The 26760-nt window shown below is 67.7% G+C and carries 25 protein-coding genes and 1 pseudogene; 15 read left to right on the top strand and 11 right to left on the bottom strand.

All coding sequences use genetic code 11. The features are described from left to right. Positions 1-3: 3 nt before the first annotated feature. The 6 genes from catC to CYJ10_RS15830 form a co-directional block, all read right to left on the bottom strand. The gene (gene catC, locus CYJ10_RS15855) at positions 4-288 is read right to left on the bottom strand and encodes a muconolactone Delta-isomerase (protein WP_101682425.1); all 285 of its coding nucleotides are present in this window, start codon (positions 286-288) and stop codon (positions 4-6) included. 43 nt (positions 289-331) lie between these two features. Next, positions 332-1390 carry a cyclase family protein gene (locus CYJ10_RS15850; protein ID WP_101682424.1) on the bottom strand — a complete coding sequence of 353 codons (1059 nt, stop codon included), beginning with the start codon at positions 1388-1390 and terminating at the stop codon, positions 332-334. A gap of 45 nt (positions 1391-1435) precedes the next feature. Beyond that, complete coding sequence (locus CYJ10_RS15845; RefSeq protein ID WP_101682423.1) at positions 1436-1732, bottom strand: YciI family protein; 297 nt, start codon at positions 1730-1732, stop codon at positions 1436-1438. A gap of 45 nt (positions 1733-1777) precedes the next feature. Then, positions 1778-3115, bottom strand: a complete 1338-nt coding sequence (locus tag CYJ10_RS15840) for a short-chain fatty acid transporter (RefSeq protein WP_101682422.1) — start codon at positions 3113-3115, stop codon at positions 1778-1780. Positions 3116-3509: 394 nt separating this feature from the next. Continuing rightward, positions 3510-4199, bottom strand: a complete 690-nt coding sequence (locus CYJ10_RS15835) for a BON domain-containing protein (protein WP_180862947.1) — start codon at positions 4197-4199, stop codon at positions 3510-3512. Positions 4200-4366: 167 nt separating this feature from the next. Continuing rightward, entirely contained in the window at positions 4367-5266 is a 900-nt protein-coding gene (locus CYJ10_RS15830; RefSeq protein WP_101682420.1) for a LysR family transcriptional regulator, read from the bottom strand. A gap of 131 nt (positions 5267-5397) precedes the next feature. On the opposite strand from CYJ10_RS15830, the gene CYJ10_RS15825 reads away from it, so the two are divergent. After that, entirely contained in the window at positions 5398-6852 is a 1455-nt protein-coding gene (locus CYJ10_RS15825) for an amidase (RefSeq protein WP_101682419.1), read from the top strand. A gap of 104 nt (positions 6853-6956) precedes the next feature. After that, on the top strand, positions 6957-7883 hold the full coding sequence (locus CYJ10_RS15820) for a LysR family transcriptional regulator (RefSeq protein ID WP_101682418.1): 927 nt from the start codon (positions 6957-6959) through the stop codon (positions 7881-7883). 15 nt (positions 7884-7898) lie between these two features. On the opposite strand, the gene CYJ10_RS15815 is transcribed toward CYJ10_RS15820, so the two are convergent. After that, a complete protein-coding gene (locus CYJ10_RS15815; protein WP_101682417.1) occupies positions 7899-8843 on the bottom strand; it encodes a dihydrodipicolinate synthase family protein in 945 nt (314 codons plus the stop codon). Positions 8844-9105: 262 nt separating this feature from the next. Between CYJ10_RS15815 and CYJ10_RS15810 the strand changes: the two genes are divergently transcribed. From CYJ10_RS15810 to CYJ10_RS15790, 5 genes are all read left to right on the top strand, one after another. Further along, complete coding sequence (locus tag CYJ10_RS15810; RefSeq protein ID WP_101682416.1) at positions 9106-10071, top strand: Bug family tripartite tricarboxylate transporter substrate binding protein; 966 nt, start codon at positions 9106-9108, stop codon at positions 10069-10071. Between the two features lie 48 nt (positions 10072-10119). After that, positions 10120-11145, top strand: coding sequence for a 4-hydroxythreonine-4-phosphate dehydrogenase PdxA (locus CYJ10_RS15805; protein ID WP_101682415.1), 1026 nt, complete (start codon positions 10120-10122; stop codon positions 11143-11145). Between the two features lie 24 nt (positions 11146-11169). Next, positions 11170-12345: an L-rhamnonate dehydratase gene (locus CYJ10_RS15800; protein WP_101682414.1), complete on the top strand. Its 1176-nt coding sequence runs from the start codon at positions 11170-11172 to the stop codon at positions 12343-12345. Positions 12346-12490: 145 nt separating this feature from the next. Next, on the top strand, positions 12491-13534 hold the full coding sequence (locus CYJ10_RS15795) for a patatin-like phospholipase family protein (RefSeq protein WP_101682413.1): 1044 nt from the start codon (positions 12491-12493) through the stop codon (positions 13532-13534). 3 nt (positions 13535-13537) lie between these two features. After that, positions 13538-15019: a GntP family permease gene (locus CYJ10_RS15790; RefSeq protein WP_101682412.1), complete on the top strand. Its 1482-nt coding sequence runs from the start codon at positions 13538-13540 to the stop codon at positions 15017-15019. Between the two features lie 53 nt (positions 15020-15072). Here the strand turns inward: CYJ10_RS15790 and CYJ10_RS15785 are convergent, their stop codons facing one another. Beyond that, on the bottom strand, positions 15073-16182 hold the full coding sequence (locus tag CYJ10_RS15785) for an NADH:flavin oxidoreductase/NADH oxidase (protein ID WP_101682411.1): 1110 nt from the start codon (positions 16180-16182) through the stop codon (positions 15073-15075). Between the two features lie 93 nt (positions 16183-16275). Here CYJ10_RS15785 and CYJ10_RS15780 point away from each other — a divergent pair, with 93 nt between their 5' ends. Beyond that, the gene (locus CYJ10_RS15780; protein ID WP_101682410.1) at positions 16276-17151 is read left to right on the top strand and encodes a LysR family transcriptional regulator; all 876 of its coding nucleotides are present in this window, start codon (positions 16276-16278) and stop codon (positions 17149-17151) included. A gap of 21 nt (positions 17152-17172) precedes the next feature. On the opposite strand, the gene CYJ10_RS15775 is transcribed toward CYJ10_RS15780, so the two are convergent. After that, positions 17173-17709, bottom strand: coding sequence for a cupin domain-containing protein (locus CYJ10_RS15775; protein WP_101682409.1), 537 nt, complete (start codon positions 17707-17709; stop codon positions 17173-17175). Positions 17710-17884: 175 nt separating this feature from the next. On the opposite strand from CYJ10_RS15775, the gene CYJ10_RS15770 reads away from it, so the two are divergent. The 6 genes from CYJ10_RS15770 (at position 17885) to CYJ10_RS15745 (ending at position 24539) form a co-directional block, all read left to right on the top strand. After that, positions 17885-18793 (top strand): DMT family transporter, encoded by a 909-nt coding sequence (locus tag CYJ10_RS15770; RefSeq protein ID WP_101682408.1) that lies wholly within the window; start codon positions 17885-17887, stop codon positions 18791-18793. Next, positions 18777-19547, top strand: a complete 771-nt coding sequence (locus CYJ10_RS15765) for a helix-turn-helix transcriptional regulator (RefSeq protein ID WP_101682407.1) — start codon at positions 18777-18779, stop codon at positions 19545-19547. The genes CYJ10_RS15770 and CYJ10_RS15765 overlap by 17 nt, the downstream gene beginning before the upstream one ends. Positions 19548-19670: 123 nt before the next feature. Beyond that, positions 19671-21905, top strand: a complete 2235-nt coding sequence (locus CYJ10_RS15760; RefSeq protein ID WP_180862946.1) for a VTT domain-containing protein — start codon at positions 19671-19673, stop codon at positions 21903-21905. After that, entirely contained in the window at positions 21902-22678 is a 777-nt protein-coding gene (locus CYJ10_RS15755; RefSeq protein ID WP_101682406.1) for an endonuclease/exonuclease/phosphatase family protein, read from the top strand. The genes CYJ10_RS15760 and CYJ10_RS15755 overlap by 4 nt, the downstream gene beginning before the upstream one ends. A 52-nt stretch (positions 22679-22730) precedes the next feature. Continuing rightward, positions 22731-23828 (top strand): alpha/beta fold hydrolase, encoded by a 1098-nt coding sequence (locus CYJ10_RS15750; RefSeq protein ID WP_101682405.1) that lies wholly within the window; start codon positions 22731-22733, stop codon positions 23826-23828. 285 nt (positions 23829-24113) lie between these two features. Then, a complete protein-coding gene (locus CYJ10_RS15745) occupies positions 24114-24539 on the top strand; it encodes a hypothetical protein (RefSeq protein WP_101682404.1) in 426 nt (141 codons plus the stop codon). 43 nt (positions 24540-24582) lie between these two features. On the opposite strand, the gene CYJ10_RS15740 is transcribed toward CYJ10_RS15745, so the two are convergent. Then, positions 24583-25230, bottom strand: coding sequence for a hypothetical protein (locus CYJ10_RS15740; protein WP_180862944.1), 648 nt, complete (start codon positions 25228-25230; stop codon positions 24583-24585). A 128-nt stretch (positions 25231-25358) separates the two neighbouring features. Further along, positions 25359-26123, bottom strand: a complete 765-nt coding sequence (locus CYJ10_RS15735; RefSeq protein ID WP_101682468.1) for a DUF4410 domain-containing protein — start codon at positions 26121-26123, stop codon at positions 25359-25361. 414 nt (positions 26124-26537) lie between these two features. Here CYJ10_RS15735 and CYJ10_RS15730 point away from each other — a divergent pair. Beyond that, positions 26538-26760: pseudogene (locus tag CYJ10_RS15730) on the top strand (sterol desaturase family protein); the annotation flags it as partial.

Raw genomic sequence — 26760 nt, 5'->3', positions numbered from 1 at the left:
CGCTCAGTTCTGGGCGGTGGCCGAACCGTGCTGCGCCAGCGCGGTGACCTGCATTTCCATGTACGGATACAGCGGCAGCGCCGTCAGGATCGTGTGCAGTTCGTCGGCATCCTTGACGTCGAAGATGCTCACGTTGGCGTACTGGCCGGCCACGCGCCACAGGTGGCGCCACTTGCCGTCACGCTGCAGTTGCTGGGAGTAGGCCTTTTCCTCGGCCTTGATCTTGTCCGCCACCTGCGGATCGAGCGAATGGGGGATACGGACAGTCATTTCGACCATGAACAGCATGGCGGCTCCTTCTTGGTAAATGGGTGGAATGCGCGTGGCGGCATCAGACCGTGGCAACCGGCGTCACGGGCGAGCCCATCGCGCCCGGCAGCCGCAGCGGCGGCGCCGACAGGAAAAAGCGGTGGCGGCCTTCGGCACGCAGGTACGCGGCCAGGTCGCGTAGATGCCAGAGTTCGCCCAGCGGCAAACCCAGCTTGAACAGGCAGTGGTGATGCAGCGGCAGCATCGGCACCGGGCCGGCGCTGTCGGGCACGGCACGCGCCGGATAGCGCTCCACCGCGTAGTTGTCGGCGGCAATCGCGGCAATGCCGGAATCGGTGATCCACTGCAGCAGGCGCGCGTCGCGCCCGTCCAGCGCGCAGCAGCTGTTGTGCAGGACCTCGACGTCGGGCTGGCCGGCCATCTCGACCAGCATCTCGGCAAACCCGGTGCGCAGCACCAGGATGTCGCCGGTGCCCACCGCCACGCGGTCGGCGTCGATCACGCGCATCAGGTCGTCGTAGCCCACCGTGCGGCATTCGCGGCCGTAGTGATGGGCCAGGTCCACCAGCACGCCGCGCGCCTGGATGCCGTGCGTGGCGAACGTCTCGATGCCCAGCGCTTCGGCGTGGCTGTGGTCGTGGCCGCAGGCGTGCGCCGCGAAGTGATCGGCTTCGGCGTAGTCCACCGGGCCGACGATATCGGTATTGGGCCGAAAGCCGTTGTAGTAGACCCGCTCGGCCACGCCGTCGCCGTCGGCATCGAACAGCGCGCCCACGTGCGCCAGCGAATCCCATTGCGTGGAGTACTGCATCGACAGCAGCACCTGGTCGTCGCTGAGCACGTCCAGCGCGCGCGGGTCGACCTTGGCCAGCGGAAAGTTGACGTAGGCCACGTCGTCGCGGAACGTGGGCCGCAGCACCGGCGGATGCCGGCGCGGGTTCAGCACGTTGCCACCGGGCAGGTCCAGCGGCAGCGACAGGCAGAACGTGCGGCCGCTGCGGATTTCCTGGGCGGCGGCCCGCACGCAGGCCGGGGTGATCAGGTTCAGGCGGCCAAGCTGGTCGTCATCGCCGAAGTCGCCCCAGTTGGCGCCTTCGGGCCGTTGCTTCCATCGTTTCATGAGGACTGCTCAGGTATCGGCTCAGGTATCGGCTCAGGTATCGGCTTAGATGTGGCGAACGCCGTCCAGGTACGCCTTGCGCCAGCGCACGATCTTGACCTCGGCAAACAGCTCCGCCTGGTGGAACGGGTCGGCCTCGATAAAGGCCTGGGCGGCCTCGCGCGTGTCGACGTCGAGGATGTAGATCCCGCCGCCGCCATCGCTGCCGTCGTCGTTGAGCTTCGCGCCGCAGGCCAGCAGCAGCTGCTTGTTGGCTTCCAGGTAGTCCAGGTGCGTGGGCCGGTTGGCCTGGCGCACGTGCTGGTGGTTCGGCTTGTCGAAGGTTTCGATCAGGTACGGCATGCGAGGTCTCCAGGTTGTACTACGTTGTACGGCGGCGGAAAGACTTCAGTGGGTGGCCATGCCCCAGGCCAGCAGCGCCACGATGTAGATGGCACCGACCCAGAACATCATGATCACGGTGTAGCCCATCACGTCCTTGAGCTTGAGCTTCGAGAGCGCCAGCGCCGGCAGGATCCAGAACGGCTGCACCAGGTCATTCCACGCGTTGCCCAGCATCACCGACATCGACGTCTGCGCCACCGAACTGCCGATGGCCTTGGCCGCATCGATCATGAACGGACCCTGGATCACCCAGTGACCGCCGCCGGACGGCGCAAAGAAGTTGATCACGAAGCTGCTGACCAGGCCCCAGAACGGCAGGGTCTGCGGCGTGGCGATGTCGACGAACACGCGCGAGATGGTATCCACCAGCCCCGAGCCCGCCATCACCGCCATGATGCCCGCGTAGAACGGATATTGCAGGATGATGCCCGAAATCGTCTTGATGCCCTCGTTGAGCTTGGCCACGTAGTTGGCCGGCGTACCCAGCAGCAGCACGCCAATGAACAGGATCAGGAAGTTGATCAGGTTCAGGTCCAGCGTACCGCCCTGCACGAAGTACAGCACCGCATAGGCCATGCCGCACAGGCCGATCAGCAGGCTCAGCAGGCGGCTGTTGTTCATGCGCGCGGCCAGCGTGTTCTCGATGCCCATGCTATGGCCGCCGGCTGCCGATTCCCTGGCCTCCGGTTCTTCCTTGATCTCGACCACGTCCCTGGCGTCGCGCGGATGCAGCATCGCGTTGAGCAGCGGCAGCGTGACGATCACGGCCAGGCTGGTCAGCAGCATCGGCACCGAGAAGATGGTGTCCTTGAGCGCGATGACGCCCATCAGCTTTTCCATCGGGTGCCCCGGCGTGGAGATCAGCACCGGAATGCTGGCCGACAGGCCCAGGCCGTACATCGTGAAGCCGCTATAGGCCGACGCAATGATCAGCGGGTAGTGCACGCCCTTGACCTTCACGGCCAGCTTGCGCGCGATGATGCCGCCGATCACCAGGCCGAAGCCCCAGTTCAGGTAGCTGCCGATGCCGCCCACCAGGGTGGCGACGATGATGGCGCCACGCGGCGTGGCCACGCGGGCCACGATGCTGTTCAGGAAGCGGTCCACCAGCGGCGCGGTGGCCAGCACGTAGCCCATGGCCAGGATCACGGCCATCTGCGTGGTGAACGAGAGCAGGTTCCAGAAGCCCTTGCCCCAATTGGTGATGATGGCGCTTGCACCCTGCCCCTCTACCAGCATCGCCATGACCATGCTCAGCAGCGTCAGGCCGATGGCAAACACGAAGGGGTCCGGCAAATACCGGCGCATCAGTTCAGTAAAGAACCCGGCAACCTTGTTCAAGGTTTGTCTCCTGAGAGTCGAAATGACCGCATATCGAACCAGCGTTCTACATGCGAACGTCTTTTGTACATGGCCGCGAGCGTAAGACTTTGGTTCACGCAATGTCAAGGCAATGACGGGGCGCATTCATTCTGCAGGGCGCAACAATTCGATGCTGCGGCGCAGCGCAACATGACCCTGTCCGCATGGCGGCAAGGCCGGTGCCTGTCGGGGCCAAACGGGGATTTTGCGATGCAGCATCAACCTTTCAGGACAGAAAGGCTCGTAGCCGGTATCCGCACAGAACGCGTGGCGGCCAGCGATGGTAGTGAGGCGGCAGTGAGGTGGGGGAGTTGAGGCCAGGTGTCGATCGGCCCGGAGTCGCCGCCGGGCCGATCGCGTGCCCGTCAGCGCATCAGCGAACGCGCAGTTCGTTATGGACGTCCTTCACGCCCATCACATGGTCGGCGATGTCCTCGATGCGATGCTTCTCGCTCCGGTCCTGGGCCGCCCCGCGCAGGGTGACCACGCCGGCGTCGACATCGACCTCCACTTCACCCAGATCGACGTGGCCGTCGTGCGCCAGGCGCGTGCAGACATCGTCGCGAATGCGGGCGTCAGAGCGGACATAGCCCTTTGGCCAGACTGGCTCGGAACGATGAACGGGCTCGCCATAGCCGCCCGCGTAACCGCCACCATCCCTGCCACCATCCCTGCCGCCGTCCCTGCCACCATGGCCACCATAACCACCGCCATAGCCATGCTCGGCTTCCCGGGGGATTCCTGCCACGCGGCCGCCTGCCCCGGCCCGATAGCGCAAGGCGCCGTCCTCATGCCGGTCCTGCCAGTTCACGTCCGCCGCGCGATGCCAGCGGGCGCGGCCAGGCGCCGTGCGCAGCCCGTCATCGTCGGCAATACCATAGGCGGCCGGGTCGACATGGGATGTTTCGTAGACGCTTGCATCCGGCCGGGCGCCGCGCGCCCATGGGCGCGGATAAGCATCCGGCCCGGCAAAGTCCTCGGTCTGGTCGTGCACGGCCCAGTCGCTGCCTTCGTTGCGCACAGCGGGGCGAAACCAGGGGTTTTTCTGCAGCTTCTGTGTCATCTGGGTCTCCTTGGCGCGTCTGTCGCGATCTTCGGAAACCACGCAAGTTCTGTACCGCCGCTGACCCGGCCCCAGGCGCCCGAACCGGCGCCGGGCACCGTGGGCCGCCATGTAGACCTGTCCGGCGGCGTGGAAGATTTACCGCACCACAGGGCTTCCATCCTCCGTCAATCCGTCTCCAGCCGCGCACGCAGGAAATCCACAAAGGCACGCACCTTGGGCGACGCCACGGCACCGCGCGGAAATACGGCGTTGAAATCCTGCGCCGGCCCCGTCCATTCGGGCAGCACGCGCCGCAGCCGGCCCGCCTTGACGTCGGCAGCCATGCTCTGGTGCATGGCCAACGATGTGCCCTGCCCCGCGCATAGCGCATCGTGCAGCAGCGCCGGATCGCTCGCGACGATGACCGGGTCCACGGCAAAGTACTGGGTCCGTCCGCCCTCCTTGCGCAGCGGCCACGCATAGCCGCGCTCGCGTCGCGCCTGGTGCAGGGCCAGCGTGGCATGGCCTTCGAGTTCGGATGGATGTGCCGGCACGCCGGCGCGCTTCAGGTAGCCGGGGCTGGCATACACGCCCGTGGCAAAGCTGGCGAGCCGGCGCGCCACCAGGTCGGAATCGGGCAGCACGCCCAGGCGCAGCGCCACGTCGATCTCATCGGCCACCAAGTCGAGCGGCACGTGCGAGGCCAGGATTTCGAGCCTGACATCCGGATAGGCCGCGCGAAAGTCCGCCAGCAGCGGCGCGATCCACGCCGTGCCGAACGAGTAAGGCAGCGTCACACGCAACCAGCCACGCGGGCCGGCCTGCAACTGGTGGACCGCCGCCTCGGCGTCGTCGATCTGGCGCACCAGGTCGCGCGCATGCGCGTAGTAGAGCCCACCCGCCTCGGTCAGGCCCAGCCGGCGCGTGGTCCGATGCAGCAACTGGGCGCCCAGTTGCGCTTCCAGCGCCATCACGCGGCGGCTGACGGTGGTCTTCGGCATCTTCAGCAGCCGCGCACCGGCCGTGAAACTGCCCGCCTGCACCACGCGCACAAAGATCAGCGTGTCGTTGAGATCCGCGGCCATGGCGGTCCACTCCAGAATCGAAATAGCGGCGATTGTCCCATCAATGGGTCAATGATGCCCATTGCAGCGGACTAATCAGCAAGCCCCGTCATCCCTACGATGCACCCATCCCCCTGCAACCTGGAGCCAACATGAAACTGAGCGAATACGTTACCCATGACGCGCTGGGCCTGGCCGCCCTTGTCGCCCGCAAGGACGTCACACCCCACGAACTGGCTGAACTGGCACGCGACGCCATCGCGGCCGTCAACCCCGCCATCGGCGCGGTGGTCGAGCACTGGCCACTGGCCGACGCCGGTCACGCTTCAGTCGATGGGCCGTTCGCCGGCGTGCCCTTCCTGATCAAGGACCTGGCGATTGCCATGGCCGGCAAGCGGCTGGAACTGGGGTCGCGGCTGGCGGCCGGGCTGGTGGCACCGGGCGATTCCAGCCTGATGCAGCGGCTGCGCGCCGCCGGGCTGGTCACGCTGGGCCGCACCGCAACGCCCGAAATGGCGTTCAGCACGGCCACCGAATCGCTGCAGCAAGGCCAGACCCGCAACCCGTGGGACACGCGGCGCAGCGCCGGGGGGTCCAGCGGTGGCGCTGCTGCGGCGGTGGCGGCCGGTATCGTGCCGCTGGCCCATGCCACCGATGCAGCGGGATCGATCCGCGTGCCGGCGTCGTTCACAGGGCTGTTCGGTCTGAAATCCACGCGCGGCCGGGTCTCGAATGGGCCGGGACTCGATGAAGTATTCGCCGGGCTTGGCGTGCAGGGCGGCCTGAGCCGCACCGTGCGCGACAGCGCCGCCCTGCTCGATGCCATCCACGGTACGGCAGCCGGCGAGCCGTACCACACCGCGCGTCCCGCGCAGCCGTTCCTGGCCGAAGTCGGCCGCGATCCGGGACGCCTGCGTATCGGGCTGATGCTGGCGCCCTGGAACGATGGCGCCGTGTCACAAGTTGTGACAGATGCCACCACCGACGCCGCCCGCAAGCTCGAAGCACTGGGCCACCACATCGACCTGCAGCGCCCGGACCTGGGCGTGTCGTGGGATGCCTTCGTCCATGCCAATGCGCAAATCTGGTGTGCCACGCTGGTGAACTGGATCGACGCCATCGCCGTGCAGACTGGCCGGCGCGTGGATGCCGATACGCTGGAACCTGCCACGCTGGCGGCCTATCGCTACGGGCAGCGTGTCACTGGCGCGGCCTTCGCGGCGGCGCTGGATGTGCGCAATGCCGTCACGCGCGCCACGGCTGGCTGGTTCGACAACGCCGACGTCATCATGACGCCCACCATGCCGGACCTGCCCGAGCCGGTGGGCACCTACGCGGCCGGCGCCGGGCAGATGGACGGCCTGGCGTGGACGGCGCGCGTGTTCCGGCACTCGCCTTTTACTCCGGCCTTCAACGTGGCAGGGCTACCCGCCATGTCCGTGCCGATGGCCACCGCACCAGCGGGACCGCATGCCGGGTTGCCCATCGGCATCCAGTTCGGTGCCGGCTTTGCGCAGGAGGCGACGCTATTGCGGCTGGCCGGCCAGATCGAGCAGGCGCACCCATGGGCTGACCGGCGGCCGGCAGTCTGGGCGGGCAGGACGTGAAGCACGGGCGGAACGGAAGGGTTGAAAGGGCCGACGCATTAGAATGACGCGCCAGCCCTGCCGCACTCTGGCCCACCCTAGCCGCCCTTGCCATATCCGCGCCCATGATTCCGTCCGTCTCTGCCCTGCACAACCGCCTGAAGATGCAGCACCTGCGCCTGCTGGTGGCCATCGAGGAACGCGGATCGCTGCGCCAGGCGGCCGAGGCGCTCACGCTGTCGCAACCGGCCGTCAGCAAGATGCTCCAGGACATGGAAGACCTGCTGGGCCTGGCGCTGTTCGAGCGGCATGCGCGCGGCCTGCGCCCCACGCGCTTTGGCGGCGCGGCCACGCGCTACGCCAAGCTTGTGTTTGCCGACATGGCCGGTTTGCGCGATGAACTGGTGGCGCTGGAATCGGGCAAGATCGGCCGCGTGCGCGTCGGCGCGGTGATGGCCCCCACGCCGGGGCTGCTTGCCAGCGCGATCCGCCAGCTCAATCGCGACCATCCGCAACTGGAAATCGCCGTGCAGGTGGACACCAGCGACGTGCTGATGCCACAGCTGGAGCGCGACCAGCTCGACGTGGTGCTGGGCCGCGTACCGGAAGGCTGGGACAGCAACGCGCTGGATTTCGAGCAGCTTGGCGACGAAGGCCTGGCCATCGTGGTCGGGCCGCAGCATCCACTTGCCGGCCAGCCCACGCTGACCTTTGCCGAACTGACCCGCTACCCGTGGATCATGCAGCCCCGCCCCAGCCCCATGCGGGCGCTGCTGGACCGTTCCTTCGAGGATGCCGGCGTGCCGGCGCCCCCGTCGACCATCGAGACGGCCGCCGTGCTGATGACCACGTCGCTGCTGATCGACAGCGAATTGATTGCCGTGCTGCCGGAATCGGTGGCCGCCTGGTACGCGCAGCTTGGCGCGGTGGCCGTGCTGCCGCTGCCCCTGCCGATCAAGCTCGGGCCGTACGGCATCGTCACGCGGCGCGGGCGCCCGGTGTCGGCGTCGATGAGCCTGCTGATCGACACGCTGCGCGCCCAAGCCGTCTGACTGCCACCCGGCCGCTTACCGTCCCCAGCGCAGCACCAGCGGATCAAGCCGGCGCGCCACCTTCAGCAAACCCTCCCGCGTGGCCGGATGCATGGGCTGCAGAGGATGGCGCACGGCATCCGAGCGGATCACGCCCCCTTCCTGCATCAGCACCTTGGCCGTGGCCAGCCAGCCCTGCCGGTTTTCGTAGTTGATCAGCGGCAGCCATTGCTGGTAGCGCGCGGCCGCCGCGTCGGCATCGCCGGACTGCCAGGCATCCAGAATCTGGCGGATGCCGTCCGGGTAGCCGGCTCCGGTCATGGCGCCGGTTGCGCCGGCTTCCAGGTCGGCCATCAGCGTGATGGCTTCCTCGCCGTCCCACGGCCCGACGATGGCATCGCCCCCCAGCGCGATCAGTTCGCGCAGCTTGGCGGCCGCCTGCGGCACCTCGATCTTGAAATACGACACATTGGCCAGTTCGCGGGCCATGCCCGCCAGGAACGGCGCCGACAGCGTGGTGCCGCTGACCGGCGCATCCTGGATCATGATCGGGATGTCGATGGCCGCCGATACCGTCTCGAAAAATTCGTAGATGCTGCGTTCCGGCACGCGGATCGTGGCACCGTGGTACGGCGGCATGACCATCACCATGGCGGCGCCCGCGTCCTGGGCGGCGCGGCTGCGCTCTGCACAGATGCGCGAACTGAAGTGCGTGGTGGTGACGATCACCGGCACGCGGCCAGCCACGTGGTCGAGCACGGTGGTCATCAGCAGCTGGCGCTCGTCGTCGGTCAGCACGAACTGCTCGGAGAAGTTGGCCAGGATGCAGATGCCGTGCGACCCGGCATCGATCATGAAGTCGATGCAGCGGCGCTGGCCGTCCAGGTCCAGCCCGCCCTGGGCGTCGAAGATGGTCGGTGCAACCGGAAACACGCCGCGATATACAGGCGCGTTCGCGGCGGGGGCCACGCTTGAAGTCATGCCGTCTCCTTGTTGTGATGTGCCGCCCAATATACGGGCCGCCGGGGGGCCTGCCTATTGAATCCTGGGCATACGGTGATCGCCTGCGGTAATCGCTCGGCCACTGGCCCAGCGCGCCGCCTAGACCCCTGCCGCCCCCTGCCGTGTTAACCCCGATATCACCGCCGCTTATCGCCGCTTCAGAAATACTCATTTTTCCGGGGGTACTCATCTCCGTATAGTGGACGTCACGCAGCACAGACTGCCCACGACGGAGACAATCATGAAGACATGGATGGCTGGCGCACTGGCCGGCATTGCCTGCTTTGCCATGGCGGCGCCCAGCGCCCGGGCTGACGACGCCCGCCCGATCCGGATGATGGTAGGCGCCGCGCCCGGTGGCGGCACCGACATCATGGCGCGGATCGTTTCAGACAAGCTGTCCGCCATCCTGAAGCAGCCCGTGGTGGTCGACAACCGCCCCGGCGCGTCGAACACCATCGCCGCCGACATGACCGCCAAGGCGCAGCCCGATGGCAACACGCTGCTGATGGGCGTATCGACGTCGCAGGCCATCGCGCCGCACCTGCTCAAGCTGCAGTTCAACCCGCTGAAGGACCTGGTGCCCGTGGCGCTGGTGGCCCAGGTGCCCAACGTGCTGGTCGTCAACACCCAGTTGCCGATCCAGGACGCGAAGACGCTGGTGGCCCAGATCCAGGCCAACCCGGACAAGTATCGCTACAGCTCGTCGGGCGTCGGCAGCACGCAGCATCTGGCGGCGGCGGCCTTCGTGCACCAGATCCACGGCAAGATGCTGCACGTGCCTTACAAAAGCAGCGCCAGCGGGCTGGTGGACCTGATGGGCGGCCAGGTGGACATGAGCTTCGAGACCATGCCGTCCGTCATCAACCACATCAAGGCCGGCAAGTTGCGCGCGCTGGCGGTGACGTCCGACAAACGATCGGCGCTGCTGCCCAACGTGCCCACGCTGAAGGAAGCCGGCGTACCCGATATCCAGGCCAACACCTGGTACGGCGTCTACGCCACCGCCGGCACGCCGCCCGCCACGCTGCAGAAGATCAGCGCCGCCATGGCCCAGGTCATGAAAGACCCCGACACCGTCCGCCGCCTGGCCGACGTGGGGGCCGTGCCCGGCGCGATGGACCCCGCCCAATTCGACGCCTTCTCGCGCAGCGAATATGCGCGCTACGGCAAGCTGATCGCCGAACTCGGCGTGAAACTGGACTGAACCGACGGAATCGACGGAATCGACGGACTGGACCGACTGGACCCAAACATGCCCCAACGCCCCCGTATTGCCATGGTGCTCGGCGACCCCGCCGGCATCGGCCCCGAACTGATCGCCCGGCTGCTGGCCGACCCCGTTGCCGCGCAGGCGCGCATCCTGCTGATTGCCGACCGCGACGAATGGCGGCGCGGCATGGAAGTGGCCGGCGTGAGCCTGGCGCTGCCTGAAGTGGAGCGGCCCGACTTTCAGGGCACCGAGCATGGCCCGCGCCTGTATCACTGGAACCTCGACGACAAGCCGGCCTACCCGCGCGGCGAAGCCAGCGCCGCCGGCGGCCGCTACTGCCTGGGTACGCTGCAGGTGGCGGTCACGCTGGCCCAGGCGGGCCAGGCCGACGCCATCCTGTTCGGCCCGCTCAACAAGAGCTCGATGCATGCGGCCGGCATGGGCCACAACGACGAACTGCACTGGTTTGCCGAGAAGCTGGGCTACGGTGGCCCGTTCTGCGAATTCAATGTGCTGGACGGCCTGTGGACGTCGCGCGTGACGTCGCACGTGGCCATCAAGGAGGTGCCCGCGCTGATTACCCCGGCCCGCGTGCGCGACGCCATCGACCTGATCGACAACGCGCTGCGCCGGTCCGGCGTGGCCACCCCGCGCATTGCCGTGTGCGGCCTGAACCCGCACAACGGCGACAACGGCGCGTTTGGCCGCGAGGAAATCGATGTGATCGGCCCGTCCGTGGCCGAGGCGCAGTCGCGCGGCGTGGCGGCCCAGGGCCCGTTCCCGGCGGACACCATCTTCCTGAAGGTCCAGGGCGGGCCGGACCAGCGCCAGTTCGACGCCATCGTCACGATGTACCACGACCAGGGCCAGATCGGCATCAAGCTGATGGGCTTCTCGCGCGGCGTGACGGTACAGGGCGGTCTGCCCGTGCCGATCACGACCCCGGCCCACGGCACCGCGTTCGACATCACGCAGCAGGGGCGTGCCAATCCGGGCGCCACGCTGCAGGCCTTCCACCTGGCCTGCCAAATGGGTGCCCGCCGGCTGGCGGACGCCCACGCCGCCTGACCCCATCGCCACCAGGACCCGATCATGAAAATCACCAACGTCCGCGCCCGCGTCTTTCAATGGAAAGGCAAGACGGTGCCGCCGCAGGCGCACTTCTGCACCAACGCCACCGACATCCTGTACGACCGCGGCGACGCCATGGGGTCGTTCCGCTTCCACGACTGGCTCGTGGTGGAGGTGGAAACCGACGACGGCCACGTGGGCATCGGCAACTGCGCGCTGGCGCCGCGCGTGGCCAAGCAGATCGTCGACCAGTACCTGGCGCCGATCGTGATCGGACAGGACCCGTTCGACAATGAATACCTGTGGCAGAAGATGTATCGCCGCACCCATGCCTGGGGCCGCAAGGGCATCGGCATGGCGGCCATCTCGGCCGTGGATATCGCGCTGTGGGACCTGATGGGCAAGGCCACCGGCCGGCCCGTGTTCAAGCTGCTGGGCGGGCGCACCAAGGAAAAGATCTGGTGCTACGCGTCGAAGCTCTACAACAACGACGACCGCGACGCCTTCCTGGGCGAGGCCCAGCGCTACCTGGACCAGGGCTTCACGGCCATGAAGATGCGCTTCGGCTACGGCCCCAAGGACGGCCCGGCCGGCATGCAGAAAAACCTGGAACAGGTACGCCTGCTGCGCGAACGGGTGGGCGACGGCGTGGACATCATGCTCGAATGCTATATGGGCTGGACGCTCGAATACGCCCGCCGCATGATCCCGCGCCTGGCCGAATTCAATCCGCGCTGGCTGGAAGAGCCGGTCATCGCCGACGATGTCGAGGGCTACGCCGAGCTGAAGAAGATGAGCCCGTTCCCGATCTCGGGCGGCGAGCACGAATTCACGTCGCACGGCTTCAAGGACCTGCTGGAACGGCGCGCGGTGGACGTGATCCAGTACGACACCAACCGCGTGGGCGGCATCACCGCCGCGCAGAAGATCAACGCGATGGCCGAGGCGTGGTCGGTGCCCGTCATCCCCCACGCCGGCCAGATGCACAACTACCACCTGACCATGGCGTCCACGGCATCGCCGATGGCGGAGTTCTTCCCGGTCCACGACGTGGAGGTGGGCAACGAGCTGTTCTACTACATCTTCAAGGGCGAACCGGCGCCGGACAACGGCTACCTGCAGCTCGACGACCACCTGCCGGGCCTGGGCCTGACGCTCAACGAGGCGTATTTCGACCAGTTCGAGATTATGGGGTGATGGGTACAGGCTCGCGTTAGCGCCCCGCTCTCCTGCGCACGGGAGCGGGGCGCGGACAACGCACATCCGACCTTGCGTAAGTTGCACCGCACAACAAATAATAGAGCGGCTTGTACCTCACGTGAGTCACCTTCGGGAGCGTCGGATGAACGAGGAAGGCAAGACCGCCGCGGCGCGCGAGCCGCTGCTGATCGATCTGGCGCTGCAGGGCGGCGGTGCCCATGGCGCCTTTACCTGGGGCGTGCTGGATCGGCTGCTGGAGGAGCCGTGGCTCGATATCGACGGCATATCGGGTACGTCGGCCGGGGCGATGAATGCCGCCGTGCTGGTCTACGGCCATGCGCTCGATGGCGCCGCCGGTGCCCGCCGGGCGCTGGAGTCGTTCTGGCAGCGGGTGTCCGACGCGGCCCGTTTCAGCCCATTCCGGCGCAGCCCGCTCGATGTCATCCTGGGGCGCTGGACACTCGACAATTCCCCGCTGTTTGTCGCCGCCGACCTGGCCGCGCGTATCTGGTCGCCCTATGACCTGAACAAGGCAGGCAGCAATCCGCTGGCCGAAGTGCTGCACGCCACCATCGATTTCGATGTGCTGGCCCAGGCGCCGATTCATCTGTTTGTCACGGCCACCAATGTGGAAACCGGGCGCGGGCGCGTGTTCAAGAACACCGAGGTCACGGCCAGCGTGCTGCTGGCGTCGGCCTGCCTGCCCACCGTGTTCCAGGCCGTGGAGATCGACGGCGTGCCCTACTGGGACGGCGGCTATGCCGGCAACCCCACCATCACGCCGCTGGTGCGCGAATGCCAGTCGCGCGACACCATCCTCGTGCAGATCAACCCGGTGGCGCGCGCCGGCGTGCCCCGCACGGCGCGCGACATCCTGAGCCGGGTCAACGAGATTTCGTTCAACGCCGCCCTGCTCAAGGAACTGCGCATGATCGCCGTGCTGCAGCGCGTGGCCGACCCCGGCGATGCCGAAGGCGCCCAATGGGCCGACATGCGCATCCACCGCATAGCCAGCGAGCGCATGGCCGAATTCGGTTCGTCGTCGAAGATGAACGCCGAATGGCCGTTCCTGTGCATGCTGCGCGATGAAGGCCGCGCGGCGGCCGAGCAGTTCCTGGCCATGCACGGCGATGCGCTGGGCAACCAGTCTTCGTTCGATCTGGACGAACTGCTGCAGGAGGTCTGAGCCATGGGCTTGCTAGGCATCGTCATCGCCCTGGCGGCGATGATCTGGATGGCGTTCCGTGGCTGGAGCATCCTGCTGATTGCCCCGGCCGCCGCGCTGCTGGCGGCCGCCACGGCGGGCGACCCGTTGCTGGCCAACTGGACCCAGACCTTCATGGGCACGGCCGCGGGCTTCGTGGCGCAGTTCTTTCCGCTGTTCCTGCTGGGCGCGCTGTTCGGCAAGCTGATGGACGACAGCGGATCGGTCACCGCGATTGCCGGCTGGATGACGCGCACGCTCGGCCCCAGCCGCGCGATGCTGGCCGTGGTGCTGGCCGGCGCGCTGCTCACCTATGGCGGCGTCAGCCTGTTCGTGGCGTTCTTCGTACTGGCGCCGATGGCCCATGCGCTGTTTCGCGCGGCCGACATCCCGCACCGGCTGATGCCGGCGGCCATCGTGCTGGGCACCTCGACCTTCACGATGTCGGCGTTGCCCGGCACACCGGCCATCCAGAACGCGATTCCGATGCCGTTCTTCAGCACCACGCCGTTCGCCGCGCCGGGGCTGGGCATCATCGCCAGCCTGGTGATGCTGGCGTTCGGCATGTGGTGGCTGGCGCGCTGCGAAGGTGCTGCGCGCCGCAAGGGCGAAGGCTATGGCGACGGGGTGTCCGCCGGGATCGATGGGGTTGATGGGGTGGCGGCGGTGGCTGAGGTGGCCGAGCGGCCGTTGATCCGCGAGCGCGCCAGCACCGCGCATGAGTTCGATCCGGCCGAAGCGCGGCATGGGCGGCGCAGTGCCGAGCCGCCCGGCCCGCTGGTGGCGCTGCTGCCGCTGATCGTGGTGATTGCCGTGAACCTGACCATGAGCCTGGTCGTGCTGCCGCGCCTTGACGCGGACTACCTGGCGCTGCCCGAATGGGGTGCCACGACGTTGCAGGCGGTGGGCGGGGTGTGGTCGGTGATCGTGGCGCTGGCGGCGGCCATCCTTTGCCTGGTACTGCTGAACTGGCGGCGCCTGACCGCGCTGCGCGAAACCATGGGCGCCGGCGCGCACGCGGCAGCCTTGCCGGTGCTCAGTGTGGCCAGCCTGGTCGGCTTTGGCGCCGTGGTGGCGGCCCTGCCGGGCTTTGCGGTGGTACGGGACTGGGTATTGTCGATCGAAGGCGGCCCGCTGGTGTCGCTGGCGGTGGCCACCAACGTGCTGTCCGCGCTGACCGGATCGGCTTCGGGCGGCTTGACCATCGCGCTCGATGCACTGGGCGGCACCTACCTGGCGCGGGCACTGGAAATCGGGCTCGATCCCGCCGTGCTGCACCGCGTGGCCGTGATGAGCGCCGGTACGCTCGACACACCGCCGCACAACGGCGCCGTGGTCACGCTGCTGGCCGTCTGCGGCACCACGCACAGGCAAAGCTACGGCGGCATCGTGATGGTCGGCATCGTCGGGCCGCTGCTGGCGCTGGTGGCGGTCATCGCGCTGGGGACACTGGTCGGGTCGTTCTGACCCGGCCAGCGCCCCCGATTCACCCTTGCGGCCGATCAGGTCGATCGAGCCGATCAAGCCGACTGCACGCGATAGCGTTCCAGCCAGTGGGCGTACGGCGCGGGCAGCACCCACGACGGACGCTCCACGCCCAGCTTCATCGCGGTCTGGTACGGCCAGTGCGGGTTCGACAGCATGGCGCGGCCCACCATCACCAGGTCCATCTGCCCTTCCTCGACCACGCGGTTGGCCACCACGGGGTCGTCGATGCCCCACGACGACGCCACCGGCAGGCCAGCCTCGCGATGCACGCGCTCGGCGATCGGCGCCAGGAAGGCCGAGCCCCAGGGGATCTTGGCGTCGGGCGTGGAAAAGCCAACGCTGACGTTCAGCATGTCCAGGCCGCCCTCGCGCATGGCGCGCACCAGTTCGATCGATTCCTTGAGCGTCTGCTCGTCGTTGCCGTCGTACTCGATCACGCCAAAGCGGGCAGTCAGCGGCAGGTTTTGCGGCCACACCTCGCGCACGGCGGCCAGCGTTTCCAGCAGGAAGCGGCCACGGCCGATGGCGTCGTTGCCATATTCGTCGGTACGCGCGTTACCGTGGACCGAGAAGAAGCTCTGCGCCAGGTAGCCGTGCGCAAAGTGCAGCTCCAGCCATTGAAAACCGGCGTCGAGCGCGCGCTTGGCGGCGGCCACGAAATCGGCCTGCACGCGGGCGATGTCGTCGTGCGTCATCGCTTCGGGCATCTTCGACAGGTGCGCGCCGAACGGCTTGGCCGACGGCGAGAGGGTCTTCCAGCTACGGTCGTCGCCTTCGGGAATATGGTCGTCGCCTTCCCACGGACGGTTGGCGCTGGCCTTGCGGCCGGCATGGGCGATCTGGATGCCGGGAACGGCACCGCCCGCCTTGATGGCCTCGGCAATGCGCGCCATGCCGACAGCCTGCTCGTCATTCCACAAACCCGTGCATCCCGGGGTGATCCGGCCTTCCGGCGACACCGCCGTCGCCTCGACGATCACCAGGCCGGCGCCGCCACGGGCCAGCCCCGCGTAATGGGACAGGTGCCAGTCATTGGTGAAGCCATCGATGGCGCTGTACTGGCACATCGGCGGTACGGCGATGCGGTTGCGGAGCGTAACGTCCTTCAGCGTGAACGGGGTGAAAAGTGCAGGCGTCGTCATGTGTGATCTCTACATGTTGCAATGCAGCGATATTAGCCATGCCCCGCTATAATGAAAACCGTCTACGCGTTATCGCTTCAATAAGAGTTCATTATGCTCAACCCCCAATGGCTGCGTTCGTTCGCCATGTTGGCGCAGGCCGGCAGCTTCACCAGCGCGGCCGACGAGCTTGGCCTGACACAGGCCGCCGTCAGCCAGCACATTCGCCACCTGGAGGACGCGCTGGGCCCGCTGCTGATCCGCCGCCCGCGCGCCCTGGAACTGACACCGGCCGGCCGCGCGCTGCTGGAATACTGCGCCGACATGGAACTGGCCAACGACCGCCTGCGCGCCCGGCTGGTGGACGATGGCGAAAGCGGCGTGGTCGGGCTGATCACGCCCGGCAGCATCGGCCTGTTCCTGTACCCGCGCCTGCTCGACCTGCAGGCCAGGACGCCGGGACTGATCATCCGCCACCGCTTCGCGCCCGACGCCGAGGTACTGGAAGGCGTGCTGCAGAACCGCTTCGACGTGGGGATGGTGTCGCTCAAGCCCGACGACCCCCGGCTGATCGCGACACCGTTCAGCGAAGAGCCGCTGGAACTGGTTTATCCCGCGGCGGAACAGGTGCAAGGCTGGGACGATCTGCAGCGTATCGGTTTCGTCGACCACCCCGACGGCAAGACCATGGCCAACCGCCTGCTGAGCCGCCATTACCCGGGCAATCCGGGCGTGCATACGCTGCCTTGCCGGGGCTTCAGCAACCAGGTGAGCCTGATGCTGGAACCCGTGGCGCGCGGCTTTGGCTTTACCGTGATCCCGCGCTATGCGCGGCAGGCCTTCGTGCAGAAGGACCAGATCCGGGTGCTGGACTGTCACGCGCCGGTGATCGACAAGGTCTGGCTGATCCACCGATCGGAATGGGCGCTGGCACCGCGCGTGGCGCGTGTGGTCGACTACCTGCGCACGCAGGTGAACACGGCTGCGTAGGCCCCTCGGACCCTCAGCCCTTCAGCCGTGGCGCGGGCGGCTGCCTAGCCGGGCGATCACCTCGGCATACGCCGGGTGCGACGCCGCCAGTTGCGCGGCATCGGCCAGCTCGAACTCGCTGAACTCGAAGCCCGGGGCCACGGTGCAGCCGGCCAGCGCATAGCCGGCGGCGCTTGCCGCAGCAAGTCCGGTGGCTGGCACGCGCTCGGCGGCAAACCAGCAGCCAGCCGGCACCACCGCCTGGAATACGGTACCGGGCTGCGCCAGCGGATTGCCAAGCCGATGCGTGACGAGCCTGCCCTCTGGCGTCAGCCAATGCACGTGGATCGGATCGCCGGCGTAGAAGTGCCATCCCTCGTCGGCGCGGATACGATGCCAGGCCGAAAACGCGGTATCGCACAGCAGGTAGTAGATCGCCGTGGAAGCCGAGCGCTCGGCGCCGTCGGGCACGCGCCGCACACGGGCCGCGTCGCGGAATGTCTCGCGATAGAAGCCGCCCTCCGGGTGCGGGATCAGGCCAAGATCGTCGATCAGGCGTTGCTGCGGGGTATCAGTCATGGCAGGAGGCGGTGGCGCGGCGGGCCGCCACCATACCATGGCGCCTGGGACGCCCAGTGCAGGATTTGCCAAGACAGCCCCGCCGCGCTGCGCTAGTCTGCCGGGCACTATCCGGAAATCCGCCCGCGATCGCGCTTGACGACGATCCGGGCCTGCAACCTGCCCAATACCCAAGATGTCGCGCCCCGTTCCCGCCTGGCTGCCCGCCATGGCCTTTGTCCTGATCTGGTCCACCGGCTTCATCGTCGGCAAGGCCGTGGTGCCGGTGGCCGACACCAGCCTGTTCCTGCTGGCGCGCTTTGCGCTGGCCACGCTGATGTTTGCCGCCGTGGCTGCCGCCGGGCGCGCCGCATGGCCGCCGCTGTCGCAGGTGCCGCGCCATCTGCTGGCCGGCGCGCTGATGCAGGGCATCTACCTGTGCGCCGGATACGGTGCGGTGGCGCATGGCCTGTCGCCGTCGATCATGGCCCTGCTGGGCGCCCTGCAGCCGCCGCTGACCGCCCTGCTGGCCATCCCGCTGCTGGGCGAGCAACCGTCTTCGCGCACCTGGCGCGGGCTGGGGCTGGGCGCGCTGGGCGTGGGTCTGGTAGTCTTGCCAGCCATGCAGGCCGGCGCGCCGCACGCGGTTTCCCCGTGGATTGTGCTGGTGGGCGTGCTGGCAATTGTCTCGATCACGATGGGAACCCTCCTCCAGAAAACCTCGATCAGCCGCGCGGATATCCGCGCCAGTTCGGCCTGGCAGAACGCCGGGGCGATGCTGGTGGCCGGCGTCGTGGTGAGTGCGTCCGGCGGCATCGGCGCCTTGCGCTGGGAAGGCGGCCCCACGCTGTGGATGTCGCTGGCGTGGGCCGCCGTGGTGCTGTCCGGCCTGGGTACGTGGCTCTTGCTGAGCCTGGTGCGGCGTGGCCAGGCCGCCAATGCCGCCGCGTTGATGTTCCTGGCGCCGCCGCTGGCCGCCGTGCAGGCCGCGCTGCTGTTCGGCGACCGCCTCGGGCCCGTGCAGTGGCTGGGCATGGCCATCGCCGGGGTGGGCGTCTGGCTGTGCCAGACACAGGGCAAGCCGCGCCATGCCGAAGCTCGTTGAGCACGCCTCGCCCCTGGTCGAACCGCGCCGCTACCAGCACCGGCCGTTTGGCCACGCGCACGACTATCACCAGTTGCTGTTTGGCGTGGACGGCGAGACCGAACTGGAAATCGACGGCCATGCCTACCGGGTCAATGGCACGCATGGCCTGGTCATTCCGGCCGGCATGCACCACCTGTGCAGCGGGCTGACCGACAACCTGCAACTGGTGGCCGATTTTCCCTCCAGCTCCGTGGCACTGCCCGCGCGGCTGATGTCGACGCCCCGCATGTTTGCGATGGACGCCGGCTTCGCCACACGTGTCCGCAGGCTGGCCACTGCCCGTGAGGCGTCCGGCACCGTACCGGCCCAGCATGCCTGGCAACAGGCGGCGGCGCTGGCGGGCGGCCTGTCCGCCCTGCTCGGCCTCGACGACCGGCAGGCCGATGCAGCGCGCTTTCCGGTGGGCGCCATCGACCACTACCTGCGCACGCACCTGTCCACGCCATTGCGGGTGGACCAGCTCGCCGCGCGCATCGGCTGGGGGCCTCGACGCTTTCATACGCTGTTCTGCGAGGCGTTCGGCGACACCCCCCACGGCTATCAGACGCGCCTGCGGCTGGACCAGGCCGTGCAGTGGCTGATGGCCGGCACGATGTCGCTGGCCGACATCGCGTCCGGCGTCGGCTACCCGGACCAGACCACGTTCACGCGCGCCTTCGCGCGCCGCTTCGGCATGCCGCCGGCGGCGTGGCGCATGGCCGCCGCAGCCTGACGCGCAAGTTTTACAAAGACGAGTAAGGGCCACACGAGGCACGTCGGGCGCCCAGCACGCCGGCCCTCGACGTCGCGTGCGCCGCGCGCGCCGGTACGAAACTTGCGAAGCCTATCGTTCGCCATGACGAACGACGCCGACTCCTCTCTGCTGCGCCCGGGCCACAATTGCTGGCGCGTGGCCCCCTGCACGCGGCTGGCCATGCTCGTCGATGCCGATGCGTACTTTCCGGCGCTGCGCCAGGCCCTGACCCGGGCCGAGCACAGCATCTTCATCCTTGGATGGGATATCGACAGCCGCATGCGGCTGCAGCCCGAACCCCTTTCCGGCGAAGCGCCTTCCGACGGCCTGCCCGCCGAATTGCGCGACTTCCTCAATGCCCTGTGCCGGCGCCGCCGCAGCCTGCGCGTGTACGTGCTGAGCTGGGACTACGCGATGGTGTTTGCGCTGGAGCGCGAATTCCTGCCGGCCGCGAAAGCGCACTGGCAAACGCACCGGCGGTTGTCGTTCTGCCTGGACGGCAACCATCCGGTGGGCGCCTCGCATCACCAGAAGGTGGTGGTGATCGATCATCGGCTGGCGTTTGTTGGCGGCCTGGACCTGACCATCCGCCGCTGGGATACCCACCACCACCTGCCCGACGATCCACGCCGCGTAGACCCCGATGGCAAGCCCTACGCGCCCTTTCACGACGTGCAGTGCATGGTCGACGGCGCGGCCGCGCACGCGCTGGGCGAACTGGCAGCCGACCGATGGCTGCGCGCGACCGGACGGCATCCGCGCGTACCGCCCGAAGCTTCAACGGCATCAGCCACGGACCCGTGGCCCGAGCAGGTGGCGCCCGATATCACCAACGTGCCGGTGGGCATCTGCCGCACGTTTCCCGCCCGCGACGAAGCGCCGGGCGTCAGCGAGATCCGCACGCTCTACACCGACGCCATCGGCGCCGCCCGCGACAGCATCTATCTCGAAAACCAGTACTTCAGCTCCGGGCTGATCGCCGACGCGTTTGCCGCCCGGTTGCGCGGACCCGACGCGCCGGACATCGCCCTGGTATCGCGCCGCACCGAAAGCGGCTGGCTGGAAGAGGCCAGCATGGGCGTGCTGCGGGCGCGCCTGTATCGTGGGCTGCGCCGGGCCGATCCGGATGGTCGCTTCCAGCTTTACTGCCCGCATGTGCCCGGGCTGGGCGATGCCTGCGTCAACGTACACAGCAAGGTGATGGCCGTGGACGACCGCCTGCTGACCATCGGCTCCGCGAACCTGAGCAACCGGTCGTTCGGGCTCGACACCGAGTGCAACCTGGTGATCGAGTCCCGCGGCGATCCGCGCGCTGCCAGCGCCATCCGCGCCATGCGCGACCGGTTGCTGTGCGAGCACCTGGCCGTGACACCCGACGCCCTGCACGAGGCCAGCGCCGTGCATCCACGCCTGAACGCCTTGCTGGCCGCGCTGCATCGGCCAGACGGACGCACGCTGCAGCCGTTCGTGCCCACCGTACCCGACGACGTGGACGCCGCGCTGCCCGATGCCACGCTGCTCGACCCGATGGAGCCCATCGACGCCGAACAGGTGATGACCGAGTTCGTCGGCCATGAGGCGCGCGCGCATGTGGGCAGCCGCGTGGCCCTGCTGGTGGCATTCGTGCTGGTGGTGGCCGGCGTGGTCTTTGCCTGGCGCTACACGCCCTTGCGCGAATGGGCCGACTTCCGTCATGTGCTGGCATTGATCCATCGCGTGAACGACATGCCGCTGGCGCCCCTGGCGATGATTGGCGCATTCGTGGCCGGTGGGCTGGCGCTGTTCCCGGTGACGGTGCTGATCGTGACGACCGTGGTGGTATTCGGGCCGCTCTATGGCGGCGCGATTGCGCTGGCGGGCACCGTGCTGAGCACGGCGGCCGGCTACACGGTGGGACACCTGCTGGGACGCAACGCGGTGCAGCGCTTTGGCGGGCGGCGCCTGAACCGCCTGAGCCAGCGGGTAAGCCAGCACGGCCTGCTGGCCATGGTGGCGCTGCGGCTGGTGCCGGTGGCGCCGTTCACGCTGGTCAACCTTGTGGTCGGTGCGTCGCACATCCGGTTGCGCGACTGCCTGCTGGGCACGGCCATCGGCATGCTGCCGGGGATCATCGTCTCGGCGTCGCTGGTGGACCGTATCGCGGCCGTCGCCCGCCATCCCGCCCCGCAGACGTTTGCGCTGCTGGCGCTTGTACTGCTGATACCGGCCGCGCTGTGGTGGGTGTTGCGGCGCCGGCGCCAGCGGCGCAGTCGGGCGGCCCATGGGCATGCGCGGGCCGGCGCCGGGCCGCAACCGCCGCAATGCTGCCACCCGCCGTCCGGCGAGGGTGCCCGATGACCGCCCGCGAACCCGACCACGCACCGGGCCACGCACCAGGCCACGCACCGCCGGCCGCGCTGCATGCCGATATCGCGGTGGCCAGCTACAACATCCATGGTGGCGTCGGTACCGACGGGCACTTCGTGCCCAAGCGCATCTGCGAGGTCATCAACGAACTGCGCGCCGACATGATTGCCCTGCAGGAAGTGGAAACACGCGGCACGGGTTTCGACATGCTGCGGTTCCTGTCGCAGCACACCGGCATGCACGCGATTCCCGGGCCGACGCTGGTGCGTGACGATGGGGACTATGGCAACGCGCTGCTGACGCGCTACCCGCCCGCGCGCGTGCGCCAGATCGATCTGAGCGTGAAGGGGTGCGAGCCGCGCGGCGCCATCGACGCGATGCTGGAATGCAATGCCATCGAATCCGGCACGTTCGCGCTGCGCGTGATCGCCACGCACCTGGGCCTGCGCCCGGGCGAACGCCGCTGGCAGGTACGGCGCCTGCTGACCGCGCTGGCCGAGGCGCCGGCGCAGCCCACCATCCTGCTTGGCGACGTCAACGAGTGGTTCCTGTGGGGCCGCCCGCTGCGCTGGCTGCACGCCTACTTCGAGCGCACGCCGCATGTGTCCACGTTTCCGTCGCGGCTGCCGTTCCTGGCGCTGGACCGCATCTGGACGTCGCCACGCGCCCACCTGGTGGCGGTGTCCAGCCATCGTTCGCCACTGGCCCGGCTGGCCTCGGACCACCTGCCGCTGCTGGCCCGGATGCGGCTCACTTCGACATAGCCACCGTTGCAGTATGATCGCCCGTGCTCATACAACACCAAGGGAGACAACGATGCACGAGAAGGCAGCAGTGGCGGTGAAAATGCTGGCCGCCACGATGGCGCTGGGATGGAGCCTGGCCCATGCGCAACCCGCGCAACCCACGCAGCAGGTCAAGGAAGGCGATGTCGAAGTGCGCGATTTCCGCTTCCAGAACGGTCAGACACTGCCAGCCGTGAAGCTGCACTACGCCACGCTGGGCACGCCCACGCACGGCGCCGACGGCAAGGTCAACAATGCCGTACTGCTGCTGCACGGCACCACCGGCACCGGCCGCGCGTTCCTGACGCCGCTGATGCAGAAGGAACTGTTCGCGCCGGGCCAGCCGCTGGACGCATCGCGCTACTACATCATCATGCCGGACGGCCTGGGCCGCGGCGGATCGAGCAAGCCCAGCGACGGCCAGCGCGCCGGCTTTCCGCGCTATGGCTACACCGACGTGGTGGAAGGCCACTACCGGCTGCTGACCGAAGGCCTGAAGGTGGACCACCTGCGGCTGGTGCTGGGCACGTCGATGGGCGGCATGCAGACCTGGATCTGGGGCGAACGCCATCCCGACATGATGGACGCGCTGATGCCCATCGCCAGCCAGCCCGTAGCCATGTCCGGACGCAACTGGCTGTGGCGCCGCACGCTGATCGAGGCCATCCGCAACGATCCGGACTGGAACGGCGGCAACTACACCCGCCAGCCCACGCGCTGGGCCAATGCGGTGCCGGTGTTCGCGCTGATGACGCAAAGCGCCGCCACGCTGCAGAAGGCCGCGCCCACGCGCGACCAGGTGAACCAGTACTTCGACAAGGCCGTGGCCGATAGCCGCGCCCTCGACGCCAACGACTACCTGTACTGGTTCGAGTCGTCGTGGGACTACAACCCCGAGCCCGACCTGGGCAAGATCCGCGCGCCGCTGTACGCCGTGAACTTTGCCGACGACATGATCAACGCGGTGGACCTTGGCGTCATGCAGCGCACCGTGCCCAAGGTGCCGCACGCACGCTTTGTCGAGATGCCCGAAAGCGAACACACGTTCGGCCACCAGACGCTGCAGCACCCTGAAGTCTGGAAGCCTTACCTGGTGGAACTGCTGCAGGGATTACCCGCAGCGAAGTAACCTCGCAACGTGCGAAAGCACCGCTGCACTGCAGTGCCGGCACGCGCCGCAGGGCGCGTCCGGCATGGCGGGCATCCGTTGCCGCAGGGCCGCAATACGGGTATTTCGCTAGGCGGGCGCGCTAGATTGGGGCCATGCCGCTGCCTATACTGACTTGCACACCGTGCATGTCATCGAGCGTGGACGTGTGCTTCCGATAACAACGGGCGGGTGAAGGGTGGCCCCGGGAGGACGCCACCGAAGGTCATGTCGATACGGCCTGCCCCATGAACAGGAAAAGTGGAGATGGGCATGCCCAGCGAACAGTTCCTTGCTACCCAGGAAACCCGCCGCTCGGGGCTGCGTGCCTTGCGGGCGGCATTGCTCCAGGTCCACAAGGAGGTCATCGGCTATGACCGTGGCCAGTATGAAAGACTGCATGGCCCGATTCCCGCAGGACAGTTCGTGCAACTGGTGACGGAAGAATCTTTCTTCCGCTGGCTCGATCCGTTGTCGCGCCTGATCATCGAGATCGATGAAGAACTCGACGGCGACGAGCATCACGACGAAACCTGCCGGGCCGTGGCCGGTGCCACGCAGAAGCTGTTCAGCGAGCACGGCGACCAGTCGTTTCGCCGGCGCTATCAGGAAGCGCTGCAGGACGAGGCATCGGTGACGGTGGCGCATGGCCGGCTGATGTCGGTCATCGGCCAGTTGCGCCAGTTGCCTTGACACCGCGCATCAACACTGCGCATTGCCCCAGGCGGGCCGCCAGCTAGCGGCCCCTGCCGCCCCGGCCACCGCCGCGAGAACCGCCGCTGTATCCGCCTCCATAGCCGCCGCCGCTATATCCGCCGCTATACCCACCACTGCCATATCCGCCGCCGTAGCCCCGATAGCCACCACCATAGCCGCCGCCATATCCCCGGTAGCCCCCGCCGTAGCCACCATATCCCCGATAGCCCCCGCCGTAGCCGTGATACCCACCGTAATAGCCGCCGTGATAGCCGTACCCGCCACGGTAGCCATAGCCGCGGTACCCGTAGTAGCCCCGGTATCCGTAGTAACCCCGATATCCGCAGCAGCCGTAGCCGTAGCCGAACCAGATGCTGCTGTAGACCGGCCAGCCCGCGTAGCCATACGGATATCCGTAGGGGTAGCCGCCGTAGTAGCCCCCGTAGTAGTTGCCGTAGTAATACGGATAGGCCGGATATCCGCTGTAGAACGTGCCGTAGGCGTTGACCGGATAGCTGCCTGAGTCACCGGTGCCGGTGTAGCTGCTGTAGTTGCCGCTATAGCTGCCGGGATAGCTGCCGGCATAGCTGCCATAGGCCATGTCATAGCCCGGATAGGCCACGCAGCCGCCCAGCATCAGGCCAACTCCAGCCACGTATCCCACCAGCTTGCCGCGTATGGCCACCATTTCCCGTCTCCCGCCTGCCCTTCGGGGCGCGCCCACCTGCGCGTGCGCCCGGCCTCTTGATTCTATTGCTTATTCGTTGGCAGACAAGGCTGGCCCCGTCCCGGCGGCACAGTGCTGATGCCGTTTGCTCAGATGGCGGGTTGTACCGCCATCCAACCTTCCACTTCGCTGGCGGCCGCTACCTGCTGGCCGATCGCGTCGCCAAGGCGCGTGGCATCGGCGTGGATGGTGTCGTGCTTGACCTCGGACACCCCATGCACGCCCGTGCCGGCGGCGGCAGCCATCGCCACATGCCCGGCCACCGCACCGGCGCCAGCCGTTTCGGCGATACCCGGCATATGACCGCTATTGGCATCGGCGTTGAAGCTCTGCAGCGGCACGGGCACGCCGTTGGCCGGCTGGTACGAAATCCGCACCTGCGTCACCACCTGGCTCTTGCCGGCACCCAGGCCAACCAGCAGACGGCGGCGGCCGCTGCCTTCGTCGATCTTGCGGAAATCGCCGTCGATGACCACGGCGTTGACGTTGGCCGGCACCGGCGCATCCGAGCGGACGGCGTTCAGCCCCTTGGCCCGCAACGTACGGACGATTTCGTTGGCCACCTGTTCGCGGGCCTCGCTGGCGGCTTCCGACTGCTCGCTCGCGGCCGAGCTGCCCTCGGCCATCGCCTTCACCTTCTGCATCATGCCGCCGTCAAGCTTGACCTGTCCGGCGTCGGCGTGAAAGGCGTGCACGTAAATGACGTCGGCGTGCACCGCGTCCATCAGGCCAGGCTGGTTCAGGCCGGTCACGCCAGCATTGGCATAGCCGGCGGCCAGCATCGCGCCAGTGGCAAATGCGGCAATGGTCAGGCGCTTGGTCTGGGCGGCGATGGTCTGGAAAGTGGTTTGCATGTCGACATCCTTTGTGGGGTTGGGGATCGCACCTGACTTCAGCGGGGTGTGCATGGCGGCGCGGTGACCAGAGTATGGAAAACGCTGGCGCCAACCGCCAGGCAGCAATTATTTCGTCGGATGTCACGGGGAATGGGCGCCGGCAGGGCCCTTCATATGTAGCGGCCATACAGATCGCCGACGTCGAAAGGCAGGGGCGAAAAATGCGCTGCGCCCGCCACATCAACTTGTGTCGCCGAGCCTGGCCGGCCATCATCACGATCGCCCGCAAACCGTTTCCCGGCAAGGCTTTCCGCACCATGACATAAGGCGACATACTTCCCGCATGGCGCCCTTCCCGATCGCCCCCTACAGTTGGCTCACCGACGCCGCGACTGCCAAGTCAAGCGTCACCGCCAAACCGAAGGGACGATCATGCAACTCCACAAACTCACTCTCCTGGTCACCGGCTTTGTCGTGACCGCGTCAATGGTCGAGGCCGCGTTTCTGGCACGCAAGGCCCGCCAGCAAGGCAAGGCCTACCCGTGGCATGAAATGGGGCTGTCGCTGGTCGACATGATCGGCCGCAAGCTGATGGCCTTCCTGCCGCTGTCGCTGGCCGCACCGATCTTCGCACTGGCCTGGCAGCACCGCATCT

The sequence above is a fragment of the Cupriavidus pauculus genome, assembly GCF_002858765.1.
In the GTDB taxonomy this organism is placed as follows: Bacteria; Pseudomonadota; Gammaproteobacteria; order Burkholderiales; family Burkholderiaceae; genus Cupriavidus; species Cupriavidus pauculus_B.
This window is presented reverse-complemented; position numbering and strand designations above follow the sequence as displayed.

Excerpts from the sequence above, each read along its gene's own strand:
- CYJ10_RS15785 (WP_101682411.1), bottom strand. The coding sequence starts at position 16,182 with ATGACGACGCCTGCACTTTTCACCCCGTTCACGCTGAAGGACGTTACG.
- CYJ10_RS15830 (WP_101682420.1), bottom strand. The coding sequence starts at position 5,266 with ATGGCCGCGGATCTCAACGACACGCTGATCTTTGTGCGCGTGGTGCAG.
- CYJ10_RS15745 (WP_101682404.1), top strand. The coding sequence starts at position 24,114 with ATGGGCATGCCCAGCGAACAGTTCCTTGCTACCCAGGAAACCCGCCGC.
- CYJ10_RS15760 (WP_180862946.1), top strand. The coding sequence starts at position 19,671 with ATGACGAACGACGCCGACTCCTCTCTGCTGCGCCCGGGCCACAATTGC.
- CYJ10_RS15755 (WP_101682406.1), top strand. The coding sequence starts at position 21,902 with ATGACCGCCCGCGAACCCGACCACGCACCGGGCCACGCACCAGGCCAC.
- catC (WP_101682425.1), bottom strand. The coding sequence starts at position 288 with ATGCTGTTCATGGTCGAAATGACTGTCCGTATCCCCCATTCGCTCGAT.
- CYJ10_RS15765 (WP_101682407.1), top strand. The coding sequence starts at position 18,777 with ATGCCGAAGCTCGTTGAGCACGCCTCGCCCCTGGTCGAACCGCGCCGC.
- CYJ10_RS15770 (WP_101682408.1), top strand. The coding sequence starts at position 17,885 with ATGTCGCGCCCCGTTCCCGCCTGGCTGCCCGCCATGGCCTTTGTCCTG.
- CYJ10_RS15845 (WP_101682423.1), bottom strand. The coding sequence starts at position 1,732 with ATGCCGTACCTGATCGAAACCTTCGACAAGCCGAACCACCAGCACGTG.
- CYJ10_RS15775 (WP_101682409.1), bottom strand. The coding sequence starts at position 17,709 with ATGACTGATACCCCGCAGCAACGCCTGATCGACGATCTTGGCCTGATC.
- CYJ10_RS15805 (WP_101682415.1), top strand. The coding sequence starts at position 10,120 with ATGCCCCAACGCCCCCGTATTGCCATGGTGCTCGGCGACCCCGCCGGC.
- CYJ10_RS15810 (WP_101682416.1), top strand. The coding sequence starts at position 9,106 with ATGAAGACATGGATGGCTGGCGCACTGGCCGGCATTGCCTGCTTTGCC.
- CYJ10_RS15780 (WP_101682410.1), top strand. The coding sequence starts at position 16,276 with ATGCTCAACCCCCAATGGCTGCGTTCGTTCGCCATGTTGGCGCAGGCC.
- CYJ10_RS15740 (WP_180862944.1), bottom strand. The coding sequence starts at position 25,230 with ATGGTGGCCATACGCGGCAAGCTGGTGGGATACGTGGCTGGAGTTGGC.
- CYJ10_RS15750 (WP_101682405.1), top strand. The coding sequence starts at position 22,731 with ATGCACGAGAAGGCAGCAGTGGCGGTGAAAATGCTGGCCGCCACGATG.
- CYJ10_RS15850 (WP_101682424.1), bottom strand. The coding sequence starts at position 1,390 with ATGAAACGATGGAAGCAACGGCCCGAAGGCGCCAACTGGGGCGACTTC.
- CYJ10_RS15795 (WP_101682413.1), top strand. The coding sequence starts at position 12,491 with ATGAACGAGGAAGGCAAGACCGCCGCGGCGCGCGAGCCGCTGCTGATC.
- CYJ10_RS15825 (WP_101682419.1), top strand. The coding sequence starts at position 5,398 with ATGAAACTGAGCGAATACGTTACCCATGACGCGCTGGGCCTGGCCGCC.
- CYJ10_RS15790 (WP_101682412.1), top strand. The coding sequence starts at position 13,538 with ATGGGCTTGCTAGGCATCGTCATCGCCCTGGCGGCGATGATCTGGATG.
- CYJ10_RS15800 (WP_101682414.1), top strand. The coding sequence starts at position 11,170 with ATGAAAATCACCAACGTCCGCGCCCGCGTCTTTCAATGGAAAGGCAAG.
- CYJ10_RS15835 (WP_180862947.1), bottom strand. The coding sequence starts at position 4,199 with ATGACACAGAAGCTGCAGAAAAACCCCTGGTTTCGCCCCGCTGTGCGC.
- CYJ10_RS15820 (WP_101682418.1), top strand. The coding sequence starts at position 6,957 with ATGATTCCGTCCGTCTCTGCCCTGCACAACCGCCTGAAGATGCAGCAC.
- CYJ10_RS15735 (WP_101682468.1), bottom strand. The coding sequence starts at position 26,123 with ATGCAAACCACTTTCCAGACCATCGCCGCCCAGACCAAGCGCCTGACC.
- CYJ10_RS15815 (WP_101682417.1), bottom strand. The coding sequence starts at position 8,843 with ATGACTTCAAGCGTGGCCCCCGCCGCGAACGCGCCTGTATATCGCGGC.